Source organism: Pseudomonas sp. MUP55 (genome assembly GCF_034043515.1).
Classification (GTDB): Bacteria; Pseudomonadota; Gammaproteobacteria; order Pseudomonadales; family Pseudomonadaceae; genus Aquipseudomonas.
In genome coordinates this window covers 797,706-815,055 of sequence record NZ_CP138214.1, presented here as the reverse complement: position 1 = coordinate 815,055, position 17,350 = coordinate 797,706, and the positions used below count along the sequence as shown (strand labels likewise).

Below are 17,350 nucleotides of genomic sequence, written 5' to 3'. Positions count from 1 at the left end.
TGTGATTTTCGACCGCCCAAAACAAAACCCCTGTCTGCGTTAGCAAACAGGGGTTCTGGAATTTAATCTTGACGATGACCTACTCTCACATGGGGAAACCCCACACTACCATCGGCGATGCATCGTTTCACTACTGAGTTCGGGATGGGATCAGGTGGTTCCAATGCTCTATGGTCGTCAAGAAATTCGGGTACTGAGTCGTGGCCAGACGGCCTCGCTTCAGCAAATTGGGTATGTAATAGAATTTGGTGTTTTGCAAGCGTCGAACTTTCGGTTCATCTCGTCTTCACACACCGCAATCTGGTCTCTCTCGAGTCGCAAATTGCTTGGGTGTTATATGGTCAAGCCTCACGGGCAATTAGTATTGGTTAGCTCAACGCCTCACAGCGCTTACACACCCAACCTATCAACGTCGTAGTCTTCGACGGCCCTTCAGGGAACTCAAGGTTCCAGTGAGATCTCATCTTGAGGCTAGTTTCCCGCTTAGATGCTTTCAGCGGTTATCTATTCCGAACATAGCTACCCGGCAATGCCACTGGCGTGACAACCGGAACACCAGAGGTTCGTCCACTCCGGTCCTCTCGTACTAGGAGCAGCCCCTCTCAAATCTCAAACGTCCACGGCAGATAGGGACCGAACTGTCTCACGACGTTCTAAACCCAGCTCGCGTACCACTTTAAATGGCGAACAGCCATACCCTTGGGACCGGCTTCAGCCCCAGGATGTGATGAGCCGACATCGAGGTGCCAAACACCGCCGTCGATATGAACTCTTGGGCGGTATCAGCCTGTTATCCCCGGAGTACCTTTTATCCGTTGAGCGATGGCCCTTCCATACAGAACCACCGGATCACTAAGACCTACTTTCGTACCTGCTCGACGTGTCTGTCTCGCAGTCAAGCGCGCTTTTGCCTTTATACTCTACGACCGATTTCCGACCGGTCTGAGCGCACCTTCGTACTCCTCCGTTACTCTTTAGGAGGAGACCGCCCCAGTCAAACTACCCACCATACACTGTCCTCGATCCGGATAACGGACCTGAGTTAGAACCTCAAAGTTGCCAGGGTGGTATTTCAAGGATGGCTCCACGCAGACTGGCGTCCACGCTTCAAAGCCTCCCACCTATCCTACACAAGCAAATTCAAAGTCCAGTGCAAAGCTATAGTAAAGGTTCACGGGGTCTTTCCGTCTAGCCGCGGATACACTGCATCTTCACAGCGATTTCAATTTCACTGAGTCTCGGGTGGAGACAGCGCCGCCATCGTTACGCCATTCGTGCAGGTCGGAACTTACCCGACAAGGAATTTCGCTACCTTAGGACCGTTATAGTTACGGCCGCCGTTTACCGGGGCTTCGATCAAGAGCTTCGCGTTAGCTAACCCCATCAATTAACCTTCCGGCACCGGGCAGGCGTCACACCCTATACGTCCACTTTCGTGTTTGCAGAGTGCTGTGTTTTTAATAAACAGTCGCAGCGGCCTGGTATCTTCGACCGGCATGAGCTTACGGAGCAAGTCCTTCACCCTCACCGGCGCACCTTCTCCCGAAGTTACGGTGCCATTTTGCCTAGTTCCTTCACCCGAGTTCTCTCAAGCGCCTTGGTATTCTCTACCCAACCACCTGTGTCGGTTTGGGGTACGGTTCCTGGTTACCTGAAGCTTAGAAGCTTTTCTTGGAAGCATGGCATCAACCACTTCGTCGTCTAAAAGACGACTCGTCATCAGCTCTCGGCCTTAGAATCCCGGATTTACCTAAGATTCCAGCCTACCACCTTAAACTTGGACAACCAACGCCAAGCTGGCCTAGCCTTCTCCGTCCCTCCATCGCAATAACCAGAAGTACAGGAATATTAACCTGTTTTCCATCGACTACGCTTTTCAGCCTCGCCTTAGGGACCGACTAACCCTGCGTCGATTAACGTTGCGCAGGAAACCTTGGTCTTTCGGCGTGGGTGTTTTTCACACCCATTGTCGTTACTCATGTCAGCATTCGCACTTCTGATACCTCCAGCAAGCTTCTCAACTCACCTTCACAGGCTTACAGAACGCTCCTCTACCGCATCACTTACGTGATACCCGTAGCTTCGGTGTATGGTTTGAGCCCCGTTACATCTTCCGCGCAGGCCGACTCGACTAGTGAGCTATTACGCTTTCTTTAAAGGGTGGCTGCTTCTAAGCCAACCTCCTAGCTGTCTAAGCCTTCCCACATCGTTTCCCACTTAACCATAACTTTGGGACCTTAGCTGACGGTCTGGGTTGTTTCCCTTTTCACGACGGACGTTAGCACCCGCCGTGTGTCTCCCATGCTCGGCACTTGTAGGTATTCGGAGTTTGCATCGGTTTGGTAAGTCGGGATGACCCCCTAGCCGAAACAGTGCTCTACCCCCTACAGTGATACATGAGGCGCTACCTAAATAGCTTTCGAGGAGAACCAGCTATCTCCGAGCTTGATTAGCCTTTCACTCCGATCCACAGGTCATCCGCTAACTTTTCAACGGTAGTCGGTTCGGTCCTCCAGTTAGTGTTACCCAACCTTCAACCTGCCCATGGATAGATCGCCCGGTTTCGGGTCTATTCCCAGCGACTAGACGCCCTATTAAGACTCGCTTTCGCTACGCCTCCCCTATTCGGTTAAGCTCGCCACTGAAAATAAGTCGCTGACCCATTATACAAAAGGTACGCAGTCACCCAACAAAGTGGGCTCCCACTGCTTGTACGCATACGGTTTCAGGATCTATTTCACTCCCCTCTCCGGGGTTCTTTTCGCCTTTCCCTCACGGTACTAGTTCACTATCGGTCAGTCAGTAGTATTTAGCCTTGGAGGATGGTCCCCCCATATTCAGACAAAGTTTCTCGTGCTCCGTCCTACTCGATTTCATGACTAAGAGATTTTCGCGTACAGGGCTATCACCCACTATGGCCGCACTTTCCAGAGCGTTCCGCTAATCTCAAAGCCACTTAAGGGCTAGTCCCCGTTCGCTCGCCACTACTAAGGGAATCTCGGTTGATTTCTTTTCCTCAGGGTACTTAGATGTTTCAGTTCCCCTGGTTCGCTCCATACACCTATGTATTCAGTGTAAGGTAACCATCTTATGATGGCTGGGTTCCCCCATTCAGACATCTCCGGATCAAAGTCTGTTTGCCGACTCCCCGAAGCTTTTCGCAGGCTACCACGTCTTTCATCGCCTCTGACTGCCAAGGCATCCACCGTATGCGCTTCTTCACTTGACCATATAACCCCAAGCAATCTGGTTATACTGTGAAGACAACATTCGCCGAAAATTCGAATTTCTCAATTAAGAGAACTCACAAATTTTACCTTAGCCTGATCCGTTACCAGTGAAAGTAACGTTCAGTCTATCTTTCTATCACATACCCAAATTTTTAAAGAACGATCTAATCAAAGACTAGAAATCAATATTCACACCGGAATATTCATTTCTAAACTCTAACAAGCAGAAGCAGTTAAATGGTGGAGCCAAACGGGATCGAACCGTTGACCTCCTGCGTGCAAGGCAGGCGCTCTCCCAGCTGAGCTATGGCCCCATAACAAAATTGGTGGGTCTGGGCAGATTCGAACTGCCGACCTCACCCTTATCAGGGGTGCGCTCTAACCAACTGAGCTACAGACCCAATTTCGAGCGCGCAACTGTTAGCTTGGAGCTATCAGCTTGGAGCTTAAAGCTGCTTCTATCGTCTTCTTCAATGAATCAAGCAATTCGTGTGGGAACTTATGGAGCAGCTGATGTCGTCGATTAAGGAGGTGATCCAGCCGCAGGTTCCCCTACGGCTACCTTGTTACGACTTCACCCCAGTCATGAATCACACCGTGGTAACCGTCCTCCCGAAGGTTAGACTAGCTACTTCTGGTGCAACCCACTCCCATGGTGTGACGGGCGGTGTGTACAAGGCCCGGGAACGTATTCACCGCGACATTCTGATTCGCGATTACTAGCGATTCCGACTTCACGCAGTCGAGTTGCAGACTGCGATCCGGACTACGATCGGTTTTGTGGGATTAGCTCCACCTCGCGGCTTGGCAACCCTCTGTACCGACCATTGTAGCACGTGTGTAGCCCAGGCCGTAAGGGCCATGATGACTTGACGTCATCCCCACCTTCCTCCGGTTTGTCACCGGCAGTCTCCTTAGAGTGCCCACCATAACGTGCTGGTAACTAAGGACAAGGGTTGCGCTCGTTACGGGACTTAACCCAACATCTCACGACACGAGCTGACGACAGCCATGCAGCACCTGTCTCAATGTTCCCGAAGGCACCAATCCATCTCTGGAAAGTTCATTGGATGTCAAGGCCTGGTAAGGTTCTTCGCGTTGCTTCGAATTAAACCACATGCTCCACCGCTTGTGCGGGCCCCCGTCAATTCATTTGAGTTTTAACCTTGCGGCCGTACTCCCCAGGCGGTCAACTTAATGCGTTAGCTGCGCCACTAAGAGCTCAAGGCTCCCAACGGCTAGTTGACATCGTTTACGGCGTGGACTACCAGGGTATCTAATCCTGTTTGCTCCCCACGCTTTCGCACCTCAGTGTCAGTATCAGTCCAGGTGGTCGCCTTCGCCACTGGTGTTCCTTCCTATATCTACGCATTTCACCGCTACACAGGAAATTCCACCACCCTCTACCATACTCTAGTCAGTCAGTTTTGAATGCAGTTCCCAGGTTGAGCCCGGGGATTTCACATCCAACTTAACAAACCACCTACGCGCGCTTTACGCCCAGTAATTCCGATTAACGCTTGCACCCTCTGTATTACCGCGGCTGCTGGCACAGAGTTAGCCGGTGCTTATTCTGTCGGTAACGTCAAAACAATCACGTATTAGGTAACTGCCCTTCCTCCCAACTTAAAGTGCTTTACAATCCGAAGACCTTCTTCACACACGCGGCATGGCTGGATCAGGCTTTCGCCCATTGTCCAATATTCCCCACTGCTGCCTCCCGTAGGAGTCTGGACCGTGTCTCAGTTCCAGTGTGACTGATCATCCTCTCAGACCAGTTACGGATCGTCGCCTTGGTGAGCCATTACCCCACCAACTAGCTAATCCGACCTAGGCTCATCTGATAGCGCAAGGCCCGAAGGTCCCCTGCTTTCTCCCGTAGGACGTATGCGGTATTAGCGTCCGTTTCCGAACGTTATCCCCCACTACCAGGCAGATTCCTAGGCATTACTCACCCGTCCGCCGCTCTCAAGAGAAGCAAGCTTCTCTCTACCGCTCGACTTGCATGTGTTAGGCCTGCCGCCAGCGTTCAATCTGAGCCATGATCAAACTCTTCAGTTCAAACATCTTTGGGTTTTTAAGAAACCCTAAACTTGGCTCAGCAATCGTTGGTTACATCTTTGATTTCTCGCGGAGTAACTTGTGATGCTGATAATCTTGTTGACTATCAGTCTGACCCCACAAGCACCCACACGAATTGCTTGATTCAGTTGTTAAAGAGCGGTTGGTTAAGATCTTTCGTCTCAACCGAGGCGCGCATTCTACAGCAGCCTCATTTGCTGTCAAGTGGTTATTTTCAGAAGTTTTCGAAGAATTCTTCAACAACTTCAACCACTTGCGCTTGCGATCTCTCGTAAGCGGGGGGGCGAATTCTACAGCGTTACACGCTGCTGTCAACACCTCTTTTTCAACTTCCTTTTGGCTTCGATGAACTGAAGCAACCCGCTGCCGAAACCTACTTAACTCATTGTTTACCAAGGAGTTTTCCGTTTCGACTGCGCCGGAAGTGGGGCGAATCATAGGCTTCCAGAATCTGCCGTCAACCTTCTTTTTCACATTTCTGTCATATAAGTCGAAAAGCCCCAGAAACTCAAAGGCCGGCCCCAACGGGCCGGCCTTTTACTCACCCAGCCTTACAGGCTAGGGAAAGCGAATTGCGACGCTTCATGGCTGGCCCGCTGCGGCCAACGCTGAGTAATCGCCTTGCGGCGGGTATAGAACCGCACCCCGTCCGGCCCATAGGCATGCAAGTCGCCAAACAACGAGCGCTTCCAGCCACCAAAGCTGTGATACGCCACCGGCACCGGTAGAGGAACGTTAACACCCACCATGCCCACTTCGATCTCGTCACAAAACAGCCGCGCCGCCTCACCGTCACGGGTGAAGATGCAAGTACCGTTGCCGTACTCGTGATCGTTGATCAACTGCATCGCCGCTTCCAGGCTGTCCACCCGCACCACACACAACACCGGCCCGAAGATTTCTTCCTTATAGATACGCATCTCGGGGGTGACGCGATCAAACAGGCTGCCGCCCAGGAAGAACCCTTCCTCATGCCCGGCAACGCTCAAGCCACGGCCATCGACGACCAGCTTTGCCCCCGCCGACACGCCGTCTTCTATATAACCACTGACCTTGTCCCGCGCCTGCCCCGTCACCAGCGGACCCATATCCAGGCCACAGGTGGTGCCCGCGCCGATCTTCAGCGCCTTGACCTGCGGCACCAGCTTGGCAATCAACGCATCTGCCACCTGGTCGCCCACGCATACGGCCACCGAGATCGCCATGCAGCGCTCGCCGCAAGACCCATACGCCGCCCCCATCAAGGCACTGACTGCGTTATCCAGGTCCGCGTCCGGCATCAGCACCGCGTGGTTCTTCGCCCCGCCCAGTGCCTGCACGCGCTTGCCGCGCTTGGTGGCTTCGGAATAGATGTACTCGGCAATCGGCGTCGATCCTACAAAGCTAAGCGCCTTGACTTCGGGTGCTTCGATCAATGCATCCACCGCCCCCTTGTCACCATGCACCACGCTCAATACGCCCTTGGGCAGACCCGCCTCCTGCAGCAATTGCGCGATCAGCAGCGTCGAACTCGGGTCACGCTCCGACGGTTTGAGGATGAAGCAGTTGCCGCACACAATCGCCAGCGGGTACATCCACAGCGGCACCATCGCCGGAAAGTTGAACGGCGTAATGCCCGCCACTACGCCCAGCGGCTGAAAATCCGACCAGGCATCAATGTTCGGGCCCACGTTGCGACTGTATTCGCCCTTGAGAATCTCCGGCGCCGAACACGCGTACTCAACGTTCTCAATGCCACGCTTCAACTCACCAGCAGCGTCTTCCAACGTCTTGCCGTGCTCTTCGCTGATCAACTGCGAGATACGCTCTTCGTTCTGCTCCAGCAACTGCTTGAAACGAAACATCACCTGGGCACGTTTGGCCGGCGGCGTATTGCGCCAGGCCGGGAACGCAGCCTTGGCCGAGTCGATCGCCTGTTGAATGGTTTCACGACTGGCCAACGGCACCTGGTGAATCACCTGGCCAGTGGACGGGTTGTACACGTCGGCGCTGCGACCGCTGTCGTTGACCAACTCACCATTGATCAAATGCTGGATAAGGCTCATGCAGGGCTCCTGAAAAGTTGTTCTATATAGAAGGAGAAATCAGTCGATCTTGTTCAGCACTTCGCCGACCGCATCGAACAGGCGATCCAGGTCCTGCGGCTTGCTGTTGAAGGTTGGCCCGAACTGCAGGGTGTCGCCGCCGAAGCGCACGTAGAAGCCGGCTTTCCACAGTGCCATGCCGGCCTCGAACGGACGCACGATTGCATCACCGTCACGCGGGGCAATCTGGATGGCTCCGGCCAGGCCGTAGTTACGAATATCAATCACGTTCTTGCTGCCCTTCAAGCCATGCAGCGCATTCTCAAAGTGCGGTGCGACTTCGGCTACGCTCTGCACCAGGTTTTCCTTCTGCAGCAGGTCCAGCGCCGCCAGGCCGGCCGCACAGGCCACCGGATGCGCCGAATAGGTGTAGCCATGGGGGAATTCCACCGCGTACTCGGGCGTCGCCTGATTCATGAAGGTCTGATAGATCTCGCTGCTGGCAATCACCGCGCCCATCGGAATCGCGCCGTTGGTGACTTGCTTGGCAATGCACATCAAGTCCGGGGTGACACCAAAGCTGTCGGCGCCGAACATCGAACCGGTGCGGCCGAAACCGGTGATCACTTCGTCGAACACCAACAGGATGTTGTGCTGATCGCAGATTTCACGCAGGCGCTTGAGATAACCCTGCGGCGGCACCAGCACGCCCGCGGAACCGGCCATTGGTTCGACAAACACCGCGGCGATGTTCGAAGCATCATGCAGCTCGATCAACTTGAGCAACTCATCGGCCAACGCGATACCGCCCTGCTCCGGCATGCCACGGGAGAACGCATTGCTCGCCAGCAACGTATGCGGCAAATGGTCGACATCCATCATCGCCTGACCAAACAGCTTACGGTTACCGCTGACACCACCCAGGCTGGTACCGGCAATGTTCACACCGTGGTAGCCACGGGCGCGGCCGATCATCTTGGTCTTGGTGGCTTGGCCCTTCAGGCGCCAATAGGCGCGCACCATCTTCACGGCGGTGTCGGCGCACTCGGAGCCGGAGTCGGTGAAGAACACATGGTTCAAGTTGCCCGGGGTCAGGTCGGTGATTTTTTCCGCCAACTGAAAGGACAGTGGATGACCGTATTGGAAGCCAGGAGAGTAGTCCAGCGTGCCCAACTGCCTGGCGACCGCTTCCTGAATTTCCTTGCGCGTATGCCCGGCGCCACATGTCCAAAGGCCCGACAATGAATCGTAGACCTTGCGCCCCTTGTCATCGGTCAACCAACTGCCCTCGGCAGCCACGATCAGGCGCGGATCACGCTGAAAGTTACGGTTGGCGGTGTAAGGCATCCAGTGAGCATCCAGCTTGAGTTGGCTGGCCAGGGATGTTGGGGCGTTTTCCGGCATGTTCATCAGCAAAACCTCGCAAGGCAAAAGGCAGCGTCGGGATTGAAAAAGCGTTGTTGCAGCTAAGTTGCCACGCGGATAAAGTCGGTGAAATTCAACTCTTCTAACCTTCAGTCAGGACTTCACTAAACTATGAGCACCCGTCGTCCCGACCCTCTGGCCCAGGTCAGCGACTTTGATATCCGCTTGCTGCGCATCTTTCGCAGCGTGGTGGAGTGCGGCGGGTTTTCGGCGGCGGAGACTGTTCTGGGGATTGGTCGCTCGGCCATCAGCCAGCAAATGAGCGACCTGGAACAGCGCCTCGGGCTGAGGCTCTGTCAACGCGGCCGCGCAGGGTTCTCGTTGACTGAAGAAGGCCGCGAGGTCTACCAGTCGGCGTTGCAACTGTTGAGTGCCCTGGAAAGTTTTCGCACCGAGGTCAACGGCCTGCACCAGCACTTGCGCGGAGAGCTGACCATCGGCCTCACCGACAACCTCGTCACCCTGCCGCATATGCGCATCACCCATGCCTTGGCGCAGTTGAAAGAGCGTGGCCCGGACGTGCAGATCCAAATCCGCATGATTGCTCCCAATGAAGTGGAGCAAGGCGTGCTCGATGGCCGTCTGCACGTCGGTGTTGTGCCCCAGGCCAGCGCATTGTCCGGCCTGGAGTACCAGCCGCTGTACAGCGAACGCTCGCTGCTCTATTGCGCGGTCGGCCATCCGCTGTTTTACGTCGACGACATGCAACTGGACGACCCCCGGCTCGACAGCCAGGACGCCATCGCCCCCACCTTCCGCTTGCCGGCCGATATCCAGGCCCATTACCAGGCGCTCAATTGCACCGCCAGCGCGTCGGATCGAGAAGGCATGGCGTTCCTGATCCTCACCGGCCGCTATATCGGCTACCTGCCTGACCACTACGCCAGCCTGTGGGTACAACAAGGCCGACTACGTGCGCTGAAACCGGCTACACGGTTTTACGATTTGAGCCTGGCATCGGTCACGCGCAAGGGCCGCCGCCCCCATTTGGTGCTGGAAAGCTTCCTGGAAAGTCTGGCAGCAACGCGCTAATTCGGGGCTCTCGCAAAAAGCTGAGCAGGTGGACAGTTTTTTGCAAGGCCCATGGACCTTGAACCGTCCGCCCCCGAGTTGACCCGCCATGCCACCAGAATCCTGCAGTCCCAACGACCTGATCTACGGCCTCGACGACCGCCCGAAACCACTGCCCGCCCTGCTCGCCGCCCTGCAACATGTGCTGGCCGCCTTCGTCGGCATCATCACTCCGCCCTTGATCATCGGCTCCACCCTGGGCCTCACCGCGCACCTGCCCTACCTGATCAGCATGGCGCTGATGGTCTCCGGCGTCGGCACGTTCATCCAGGCGCGCCGGCCGTTTGGTATTGGCGCGGGCATGATCTGCCTGCAAGGCACCAGCTTTGCGTTCCTGGGTGCGGTGCTGTCGGCGGGTTTTCTGGTCAAGCAACGCGGCGGCAGCCCTGAGGACATTCTGGCGATGATCTTCGGCGTGTGCTTTTTCGGCGCACTGGTGCAAATCGTGCTGAGCCGCTTTATCGGCCAACTGCGCCGGGTCATCACACCCCTGGTAACCGGGATTGTGATTACGCTGATTGGCATCAGCCTGATAAAAGTGGGCATCACCGATCTCGGTGGCGGGTTCAATGCCCCCGACTTCGGCGCGCCCACCAACTTGGCCCTGGGCCTGTTCGTGATCGTAACGATCATCCTGCTCAACCGCTCGAACACGCCCTGGGTGCGCCTCTCGGCCATCATCATCGGCCTGGCGTTCGGCAGCCTGGCCGCCTGGTTCAGCGGCAAGCTGGTGCCACAGGCTTTGCCCGACTTGCCTCTGATCAGCCTGCCAGTGCCGTTTCGTTTTGGTTTCAGTTTCGACTGGAGCGCCTTCCTGCCCATCGCGCTGATTTATCTGATCAGCAGCATCGAAACCGTCGGTGACCTTACCGCCAACTGCATGATCGCCCGTCAGCCGATCAGTGGTGCGTCTTATATAAGCCGACTCAAAGGCGGCGTATTGGGCGATGGCGTCAGTTGCATGATCGCCGCCACGTTCAGTGCCTTCCCCAATACCACTTTTGCGCAAAACAATGGCGTGATCCAACTCACCGGCGTGGCCAGCCGTTACGTCGGTTTGTACATCGGCGCGGTATTGGTTTGTCTTGGCTTGTTTCCCATGATCGGCGCGGTGTTGCAGCAAATTCCCAAACCGGTGCTGGGCGGTGCAACCCTGGTCATGTTCGGCAGCGTCGCCGCAGCGGGCGTGCGTATCCTTGCGCAGGCACCGTTGGACCGGCGCAGCATGCTGATCATCGCCACCTCGTTTGGGGTCGGCCTGGGCATCGCCGCTCAACCCAACCTGCTGCACTTGATGCCGGCCCTGGTACAGAACGTCTTCGACTCTGCCATCACCAGCGGCGGCCTGACCGCCATGGTGCTGTGCCTGCTATTACCCGAGGCTAAAACCACCCACGCCATTGCAAACCACACGCCGCAGCCCGACTCCCTGGAACCGCATTGACGGATTTATTGCATCAACACTTGTCTGAGGCTTGAGGGTGGGTTATCTGTGCACACGTCGCCCCCATCGATCAGCACGGAAACCTCCATGAGCCTCGAAGTTCCTGCCCACAGCAACCACGCCGGTAAACCCGCCAGCCGCATTCGGCAAAAGAACGAACAAGCGATTCTCCAGGCTGCTGAAGATGAATTCGCGCGCCATGGCTACAAGGGCACCAGCATGAACACCATCGCTGCCAGTGCCGGGCTGCCCAAAGCCAACTTGCACTATTACTTCACCAACAAGCTTGGCCTGTACATTGCGGTACTGAGCAACATCCTGGAACTGTGGGACAGTACGTTCAACGCGCTGACCGCCGAGGATGACCCAGCCGTAGCCCTCTCCCGGTACATCCGCACCAAGATGGAATTTTCACGTCGTCAGCCACAGGCCTCGCGAATCTTCGCCATGGAGATCATCAGCGGCGGCGAATGCCTTACCGAATATTTCAGCCAGGACTACCGCGCCTGGTTCAGCGGCCGTGCCGCCGTGTTCCAGGCCTGGATCGATGCCGGCAAGATGGACCCCGTCGACCCGGTGCACCTGATTTTCCTGCTGTGGGGCAGCACCCAGCACTACGCCGACTTCGCCACCCAGATCTGCCGCGTCACCGGTCGCACCAAGCTGACCAAGCAGGACATGGAAGACGCCGGCACCAATTTGATCCACATCATTCTCAAGGGCTGCGGCATCAAGCCGGCCCAATAAACGAAGCGACTTATGCCATTCACGCTTACAGGTTGTTGCGAATTTCGTGAAGAAATACGCAAAAGCCGCTTTATCACCCTGGCAGCGCCGATCACCAGCCCGCAGGACGCCCAGGCGTTTTTCGAGAAACACAGCGACCTCAACGCAACGCACAACTGCTGGGCCTGGAAGCTGGCCGATCAATACCGCAGCAACGACGACGGCGAACCCGGCGGCACCGCCGGGCGGCCGATTCTCGCGGCCATCGAAGCCCAGGGTTTCGATCAGGTCGCGGTGCTGGTCATCCGCTGGTACGGCGGCATCCAGCTGGGTACCGGCGGCCTGGCCCGGGCCTATGGCGGCGGCGCCAACAAGTGCCTGCAGAATGCCGAGCGCATCGAGCTGATCAGCCGCATACCCTTGAGCTGCGCCTGCGCATTCGCCGAGCTGAACCTGGTCAAACTGCGCGTCGCCGAGCTCGGCGGCCTGGTGGTGGAAGAGACCTTCACCGCCAATGGTGTAGAGCTGCAATTGGCCCTGGGCGAAGCGCTGGTCGATACCCTGCAGACCCAGCTCGCTGACCTGAGCCGTGGCCGCATCCTGTTGCAACGATAAAAACTGATACTGTTGTTTGCTGTACTCCCTGAACCGCGACTCTAAAAGGAAGCTTTTCATGTCTACGCCAAAAACCGCACTGATCATCGGCGCCTCGCGCGGGCTGGGCCTTGGCCTGGTCAAGCAACTGCTCCAGGACGGCTGGGACGTGACTGCCACCGTGCGCGACCCGAACAAGGCCGACGCCCTGAAAGCCGCAGGCCCGGTGCAGATCGAGAAACTCGACATGGACGATCAGCAAGCCGTGATCGCCCTGGCCCAGCGCCTGAAAGACCGCACCTTCGACCTGCTGTTCGTCAACGCCGGCGTCAAGGGCCCCGCCAACCAGGAGCCTGGCCACGCGACCCTGGCGGAAGTCGGCCAACTGTTTTTCACTAACGCCGTGGCCCCGATCAACCTGGCCCAGCGCTTTGTCGGGCAGATCCGCAAGGACACCGGCGTGCTCGCCTTCATGAGTTCGGTGCTGGGCAGCGTGACCATTCCCGACGGTTCGGACCTGGCGCTGTACAAGGCCAGCAAGGCGGCGCTCAATTCCATGACCAACAGTTTCATCACCCAACTGGGCGAGCCCAAACCGACAGTGTTGTCGCTGCACCCAGGCTGGGTGAAAACCGACATGGGCGGCGAGAACGCGCACATCGACGTTGAAACCAGCGTGCGCGGCCTGGTGGATCAGGTGAATGCCTACACCGGCAAGGGCGGTCATCACTTCGTGGACTACAAGGGCGACACCATCGCCTGGTAAAAGACTGCCCATAAAAATGTGGGAGGGGGCTTGCCCCCGATGGCGGCGGATCAGTCACGTAGATGTCGACTGACACTCCGTCATCGGGGGCAAGCCCCCTCCCACATTGACCGCGTCCGCTTGCCCGCATGTGGACCAACACGTAATCTACCCGCCTCGCCTTTACCGGCGACCCTGGATCAGCAGACAGGGCAACACTGAGCTGGCAAACCTGAACCCATCATTCAGAGGAGCCGGCCAATGCCTGCGACCCGTATCTGGTTAAAAAACCCCCTCGCTGTCTTCACTGCCAATGGCCTCGATGCCCGTGGCGGCCTGGTGCTGCAAGACGGTGTCATCACCGAAGTGCTGGCCCAGGGGCAATCCCCCGCACACCCCTGTGCGCAGATGTTTGACGCCCGCGAGCATGTGGTGCTGCCCGGGCTGATCAACACACACCACCACTTCTACCAAACCCTGACTCGCGCCTGGGCGCCGGTGGTCAACCAGCCGCTGTTTCCCTGGCTGAAGACCCTGTACCCGGTCTGGGCCCGACTGACCCCGGAAAAACTTGCCCTCGCGTCGAAGGTGGCGCTCGCAGAATTGCTGCTCTCCGGATGCACCACAGCGGCGGACCACCACTACCTGTTCCCCGACGGGTTGGAAAATGCCATCGATGTACAGGTCCAGAGCGTGCGCGAACTGGGCATGCGCGCCATGCTCACCCGCGGGTCCATGAGCCTGGGCGAAGCCGATGGTGGCCTGCCGCCGCAGCAGACCGTGCAACAAGGCCAAGTGATCCTCGATGACAGCCAGCGCCTGATCCGCCACTACCATGAGCGCGGCGACGGCGCGCAAATCCAGATTGCCCTGGCGCCCTGCTCACCGTTTTCAGTCACCCCCGAAATCATGCAAGCCAGCGCCGAACTGGCCAGCTCACTCGACGTGCGCCTGCACACGCACCTGGCGGAAACCCTCGACGAAGAAGACTTCTGCCTGCAGCGCTTCGGCCTGCGCACCGTGGACTATCTCGACAGCGTCGGCTGGCTTGGCCCGCGCACCTGGCTGGCCCATGGCATACATTTCAACCCGGATGAAATTGCCCGCCTGGGCGCCGCCGGCACGGGCATCTGCCATTGCCCCAGTTCGAATATGCGCCTGGCCTCCGGTATCTGCCCGACCCTCGACCTGCTCGCCGCCGGTGCCCCGGTCGGTCTGGGCGTGGACGGATCGGCGTCCAATGACGCCTCGAACATGATCCTCGAAGCGCGCCAGGCCTTGTACATCCAGCGCCTGCGTTACGGAGCGGAAAAAATCACGCCCGAAGGGGTGTTGGGCTGGGCTACAAAAGGTTCGGCGCGGCTACTGGGGCGTACGGATATTGGTGAACTGGCCGTAGGCAAACAGGCTGACTTGGCGCTATTCAAACTTGATGAGCTGCGCTTCTCCGGCAGCCACGACCCGATTTCGGCACTGCTGTTGTGCGGCGCGGACCGCGCAGACCGGGTGATGGTCGGGGGCAAGTGGCGGGTCATCGACGGGCAGGTTGAAGGCTTGGACCTCAAAGGCCTGATCGCCGATCACACCCAAGCGGCCCGCCAGCTGATCGCCGGCACCTAAGCCAAACGAAGCTCAAATGTGGGAGGGGGCTTGCCCCCGATGGCGGTGTGCCAGTCACCTACACGTTGGCTGACCCACAGCTATCGGGGGGCAAGCCCCCTCCCACATTTGCTCTATGGTGCTCTGGAAAGCTGGTTACAGCCCCAGCAGCGACAGCATGATAAACGTCGCAAACAACACGAAATGCGTCATCCCTTCGATGGCATTGGTCTCACCGTCGTTGAGATTGATCGCACTGACGATCAGCGTGATAAACACCATCACCGTCTGCACCGGCGTCATTGCCATCTGGAACGGCTGGCCGGTGTACAGCGCCATCGCTTCCATCACCGGCACCGTCAGAATCACCGTCGACAAAGAAGCACCCAGTGCGATGTTCACCACCGACTGCATGCGGTTGGCCAAGGCGGCGCGCAGCGCCGTGAGAATTTCCGGCGCGGCGGAAATGGCCGCCACGACAATCGCGGTAATTACCGGCGGAGCACCCGTGCCTTCCAGGCCCAGGTCGAGGGTCTTGGACATCACCTCGGCCAGCGCGCCAATCACAATCACGCCAAACACCAGGGTGCCAATCGAGAACGCCAGGCTCACGGGTGGCGCCTGCTCGTGCTCCGGTAATTTCTTGCGGCGTTTTTCCGGGTAGCTGTAGCTGAAGAAATAACTGTGGGGGCCCACCTGCATTCTCAGGAACAGGGTGTAGAGCACCACCATCGCGCCAATGGTGAAGGCCGAGTAGATTTTCCAGTCGGCCTCGGGGATAAATTCCGGCACCACCATCGACACGCCCATGGCGGTGAGGATCATCACGCTGTAGGTACGCGCCGAATCATCGTTGTAGGACTGCTCGCCATGCTTGATGCCGCCCATCAGCGCGGCCAGGCCGAGGATGCCGTTGATATCGAGCATCACCGCCGAATAGATGGTGTCGCGCACCAGTGTGGGTGAGGGTTCGTTGCTCATCATGATCGCCAGGATCACCACTTCCACCAGCACGGCCGCCAGGGTCAGGATCATGGTGCCGTAGGGGTCGCCGACCTTTTCCGCGAGCTGCTCGGCATGATGGGCCACACGCATTGACGCCATTACGATAAACGCAATCAAGGCGAGGCCAGCGAGCAATGCCACCATCTGCCCGCTGTGCAGCATCCAGTGTTCCAGCGGGTACGCGGCAATGGCGGCAATCAGCGCCAGCAGCATGAATTTTTCTTGCTTGAGGGAAGTGAGCATGGGGGGCCTTTATGTACAGCAAATCAGTCATCGTTGGGGTACAGACTGCGCCACGCCGCTAACGTTTCGTTACACCTTAGTTCACGCCGCCCTTGTGCAAATAAATCAAATACTCTCCTGCTGGTCAGGTTTTGCCGATTATTTCAGCCATGGCCTGTAGAATGCCGCCATTGCACCTGATGAGATTTTAGACATGTACGATTGGCTCAACGCCCTGCCCAAGGCTGAACTGCACCTGCACCTGGAAGGCTCGCTGGAGCCTGAGCTGCTGTTCGACCTGGCTGAACGCAACAAGATTGCGCTGCCTTGGAACGACGTCGAAACCCTGCGCAAGGCCTATGCCTTCAACAACCTGCAAGAGTTTCTCGACCTGTATTACAAAGGCGCCGATGTATTGCGCACGTCACAGGACTTCTACGACCTGACCTGGGCCTACCTGCTGCGCTGCAAAGCCCAGAACGTGATCCACACCGAGCCCTTCTTCGACCCGCAAACCCACACCGACCGTGGCGTGCCGTTCGAAGTGGTGCTCAACGGCATCGCTGCCGCGCTCAAGGACGGCGAGCAGCAACTGGGCATCACCAGCGGCTTGATCTTGAGCTTCCTGCGTCACCTGAGCGAAGCCGAAGCCGAAAAAACCCTCGACCAGGCGCTGCCGTTTCGTGATGCGTTCGTCGCCGTGGGCCTGGACAGCTCAGAAATGGGCCACCCGCCGAGCAAGTTCCAGCGTGTGTTCGACCGTGCCCGTCATGAAGGCTTCCTCACCGTGGCTCACGCCGGCGAAGAAGGCCCGCCCGAATACATCTGGGAAGCCATCGACCTGCTGAAAATTCAGCGCATCGATCACGGTGTGCGCGCCATCGAAGACGAGCGCCTGATGCAGCGCATCATCGACGAGCAGATCCCGTTGACCGTTTGCCCGTTGTCCAACACCAAGCTGTGCGTATTCGACGACATGGCCCAGCACAACATCCTCGACATGCTCGAGCGTGGCGTGAAGGTCACGGTGAACTCGGATGACCCGGCCTACTTCGGCGGTTACGTCACCGAGAACTTCCACGCGCTGTACACCTCCCTGGGCATGACCCAGGACCAGGCCAAACGCCTGGCGCAAAACAGCCTGGATGCGCGACTGGTGAAGCCTTAACGGCGGGCTAATGTG

The 17,350-nt window shown here is 57.5% G+C and carries 10 protein-coding genes, 2 tRNA genes and 3 rRNA genes; 7 read left to right on the top strand and 8 right to left on the bottom strand.

Annotation, left to right across the window (positions count from 1 at the left end; translation table 11 throughout):
- Nucleotides 1-66: 66 nt before the first annotated feature.
- The 7 genes from rrf to SC318_RS03430 form a co-directional block, all read right to left on the bottom strand.
- Nucleotides 67-182, bottom strand: a 5S ribosomal RNA gene (gene rrf / locus SC318_RS03460).
- Nucleotides 183-337: 155 nt separating this feature from the next.
- Nucleotides 338-3,229 (bottom strand): 23S ribosomal RNA (locus tag SC318_RS03455).
- 239 nt (nt 3,230-3,468) lie between these two features.
- Nucleotides 3,469-3,544 (bottom strand) — tRNA-Ala (locus tag SC318_RS03450).
- A 10-nt stretch (nt 3,545-3,554) separates the two neighbouring features.
- A tRNA-Ile gene (locus SC318_RS03445) sits at nt 3,555-3,631 on the bottom strand.
- 123 nt (nt 3,632-3,754) lie between these two features.
- Nucleotides 3,755-5,291 (bottom strand): 16S ribosomal RNA (locus SC318_RS03440).
- The 16S, 23S and 5S rRNA genes sit together here with 2 tRNA genes alongside, the layout of an rRNA operon.
- Before the next feature lie 572 nt (nt 5,292-5,863).
- A complete protein-coding gene (locus tag SC318_RS03435) occupies nt 5,864-7,357 on the bottom strand; it encodes a CoA-acylating methylmalonate-semialdehyde dehydrogenase (RefSeq protein ID WP_320429662.1) in 1,494 nt (497 codons plus the stop codon).
- A gap of 39 nt (nt 7,358-7,396) precedes the next feature.
- Nucleotides 7,397-8,746, bottom strand: a complete 1,350-nt coding sequence (locus SC318_RS03430; RefSeq protein ID WP_320429661.1) for an omega-aminotransferase AptA — start codon at nt 8,744-8,746, stop codon at nt 7,397-7,399.
- A 126-nt stretch (nt 8,747-8,872) separates the two neighbouring features.
- Here SC318_RS03430 and SC318_RS03425 point away from each other — a divergent pair, with 126 nt between their 5' ends.
- From SC318_RS03425 to SC318_RS03400, 6 genes are all read left to right on the top strand, one after another.
- Nucleotides 8,873-9,793 carry a LysR family transcriptional regulator gene (locus tag SC318_RS03425; RefSeq protein ID WP_320429660.1) on the top strand — a complete coding sequence of 307 codons (921 nt, stop codon included), beginning with the start codon at nt 8,873-8,875 and terminating at the stop codon, nt 9,791-9,793.
- Nucleotides 9,794-9,881: 88 nt separating this feature from the next.
- Nucleotides 9,882-11,276, top strand: coding sequence for a uracil-xanthine permease family protein (locus SC318_RS03420; protein ID WP_320429659.1), 1,395 nt, complete (start codon nt 9,882-9,884; stop codon nt 11,274-11,276).
- A gap of 87 nt (nt 11,277-11,363) precedes the next feature.
- Nucleotides 11,364-12,023: a TetR/AcrR family transcriptional regulator gene (locus SC318_RS03415; protein ID WP_306491485.1), complete on the top strand. Its 660-nt coding sequence runs from the start codon at nt 11,364-11,366 to the stop codon at nt 12,021-12,023.
- 12 nt (nt 12,024-12,035) lie between these two features.
- Nucleotides 12,036-12,617: an IMPACT family protein gene (locus SC318_RS03410; RefSeq protein WP_320429658.1), complete on the top strand. Its 582-nt coding sequence runs from the start codon at nt 12,036-12,038 to the stop codon at nt 12,615-12,617.
- A gap of 58 nt (nt 12,618-12,675) precedes the next feature.
- A complete protein-coding gene (locus SC318_RS03405) occupies nt 12,676-13,362 on the top strand; it encodes an SDR family oxidoreductase (RefSeq protein ID WP_034134634.1) in 687 nt (228 codons plus the stop codon).
- A 240-nt stretch (nt 13,363-13,602) separates the two neighbouring features.
- The gene (locus SC318_RS03400; RefSeq protein WP_320429657.1) at nt 13,603-14,961 is read left to right on the top strand and encodes an 8-oxoguanine deaminase; all 1,359 of its coding nucleotides are present in this window, start codon (nt 13,603-13,605) and stop codon (nt 14,959-14,961) included.
- Nucleotides 14,962-15,096: 135 nt separating this feature from the next.
- On the opposite strand, the gene SC318_RS03395 is transcribed toward SC318_RS03400, so the two are convergent.
- Nucleotides 15,097-16,188: a calcium:cation antiporter gene (locus tag SC318_RS03395; RefSeq protein WP_320429656.1), complete on the bottom strand. Its 1,092-nt coding sequence runs from the start codon at nt 16,186-16,188 to the stop codon at nt 15,097-15,099.
- A gap of 193 nt (nt 16,189-16,381) precedes the next feature.
- Here SC318_RS03395 and SC318_RS03390 point away from each other — a divergent pair, with 193 nt between their 5' ends.
- Complete coding sequence (locus SC318_RS03390) at nt 16,382-17,335, top strand: adenosine deaminase (RefSeq protein WP_320429655.1); 954 nt, start codon at nt 16,382-16,384, stop codon at nt 17,333-17,335.
- Nucleotides 17,336-17,350 lie beyond the last annotated feature (15 nt).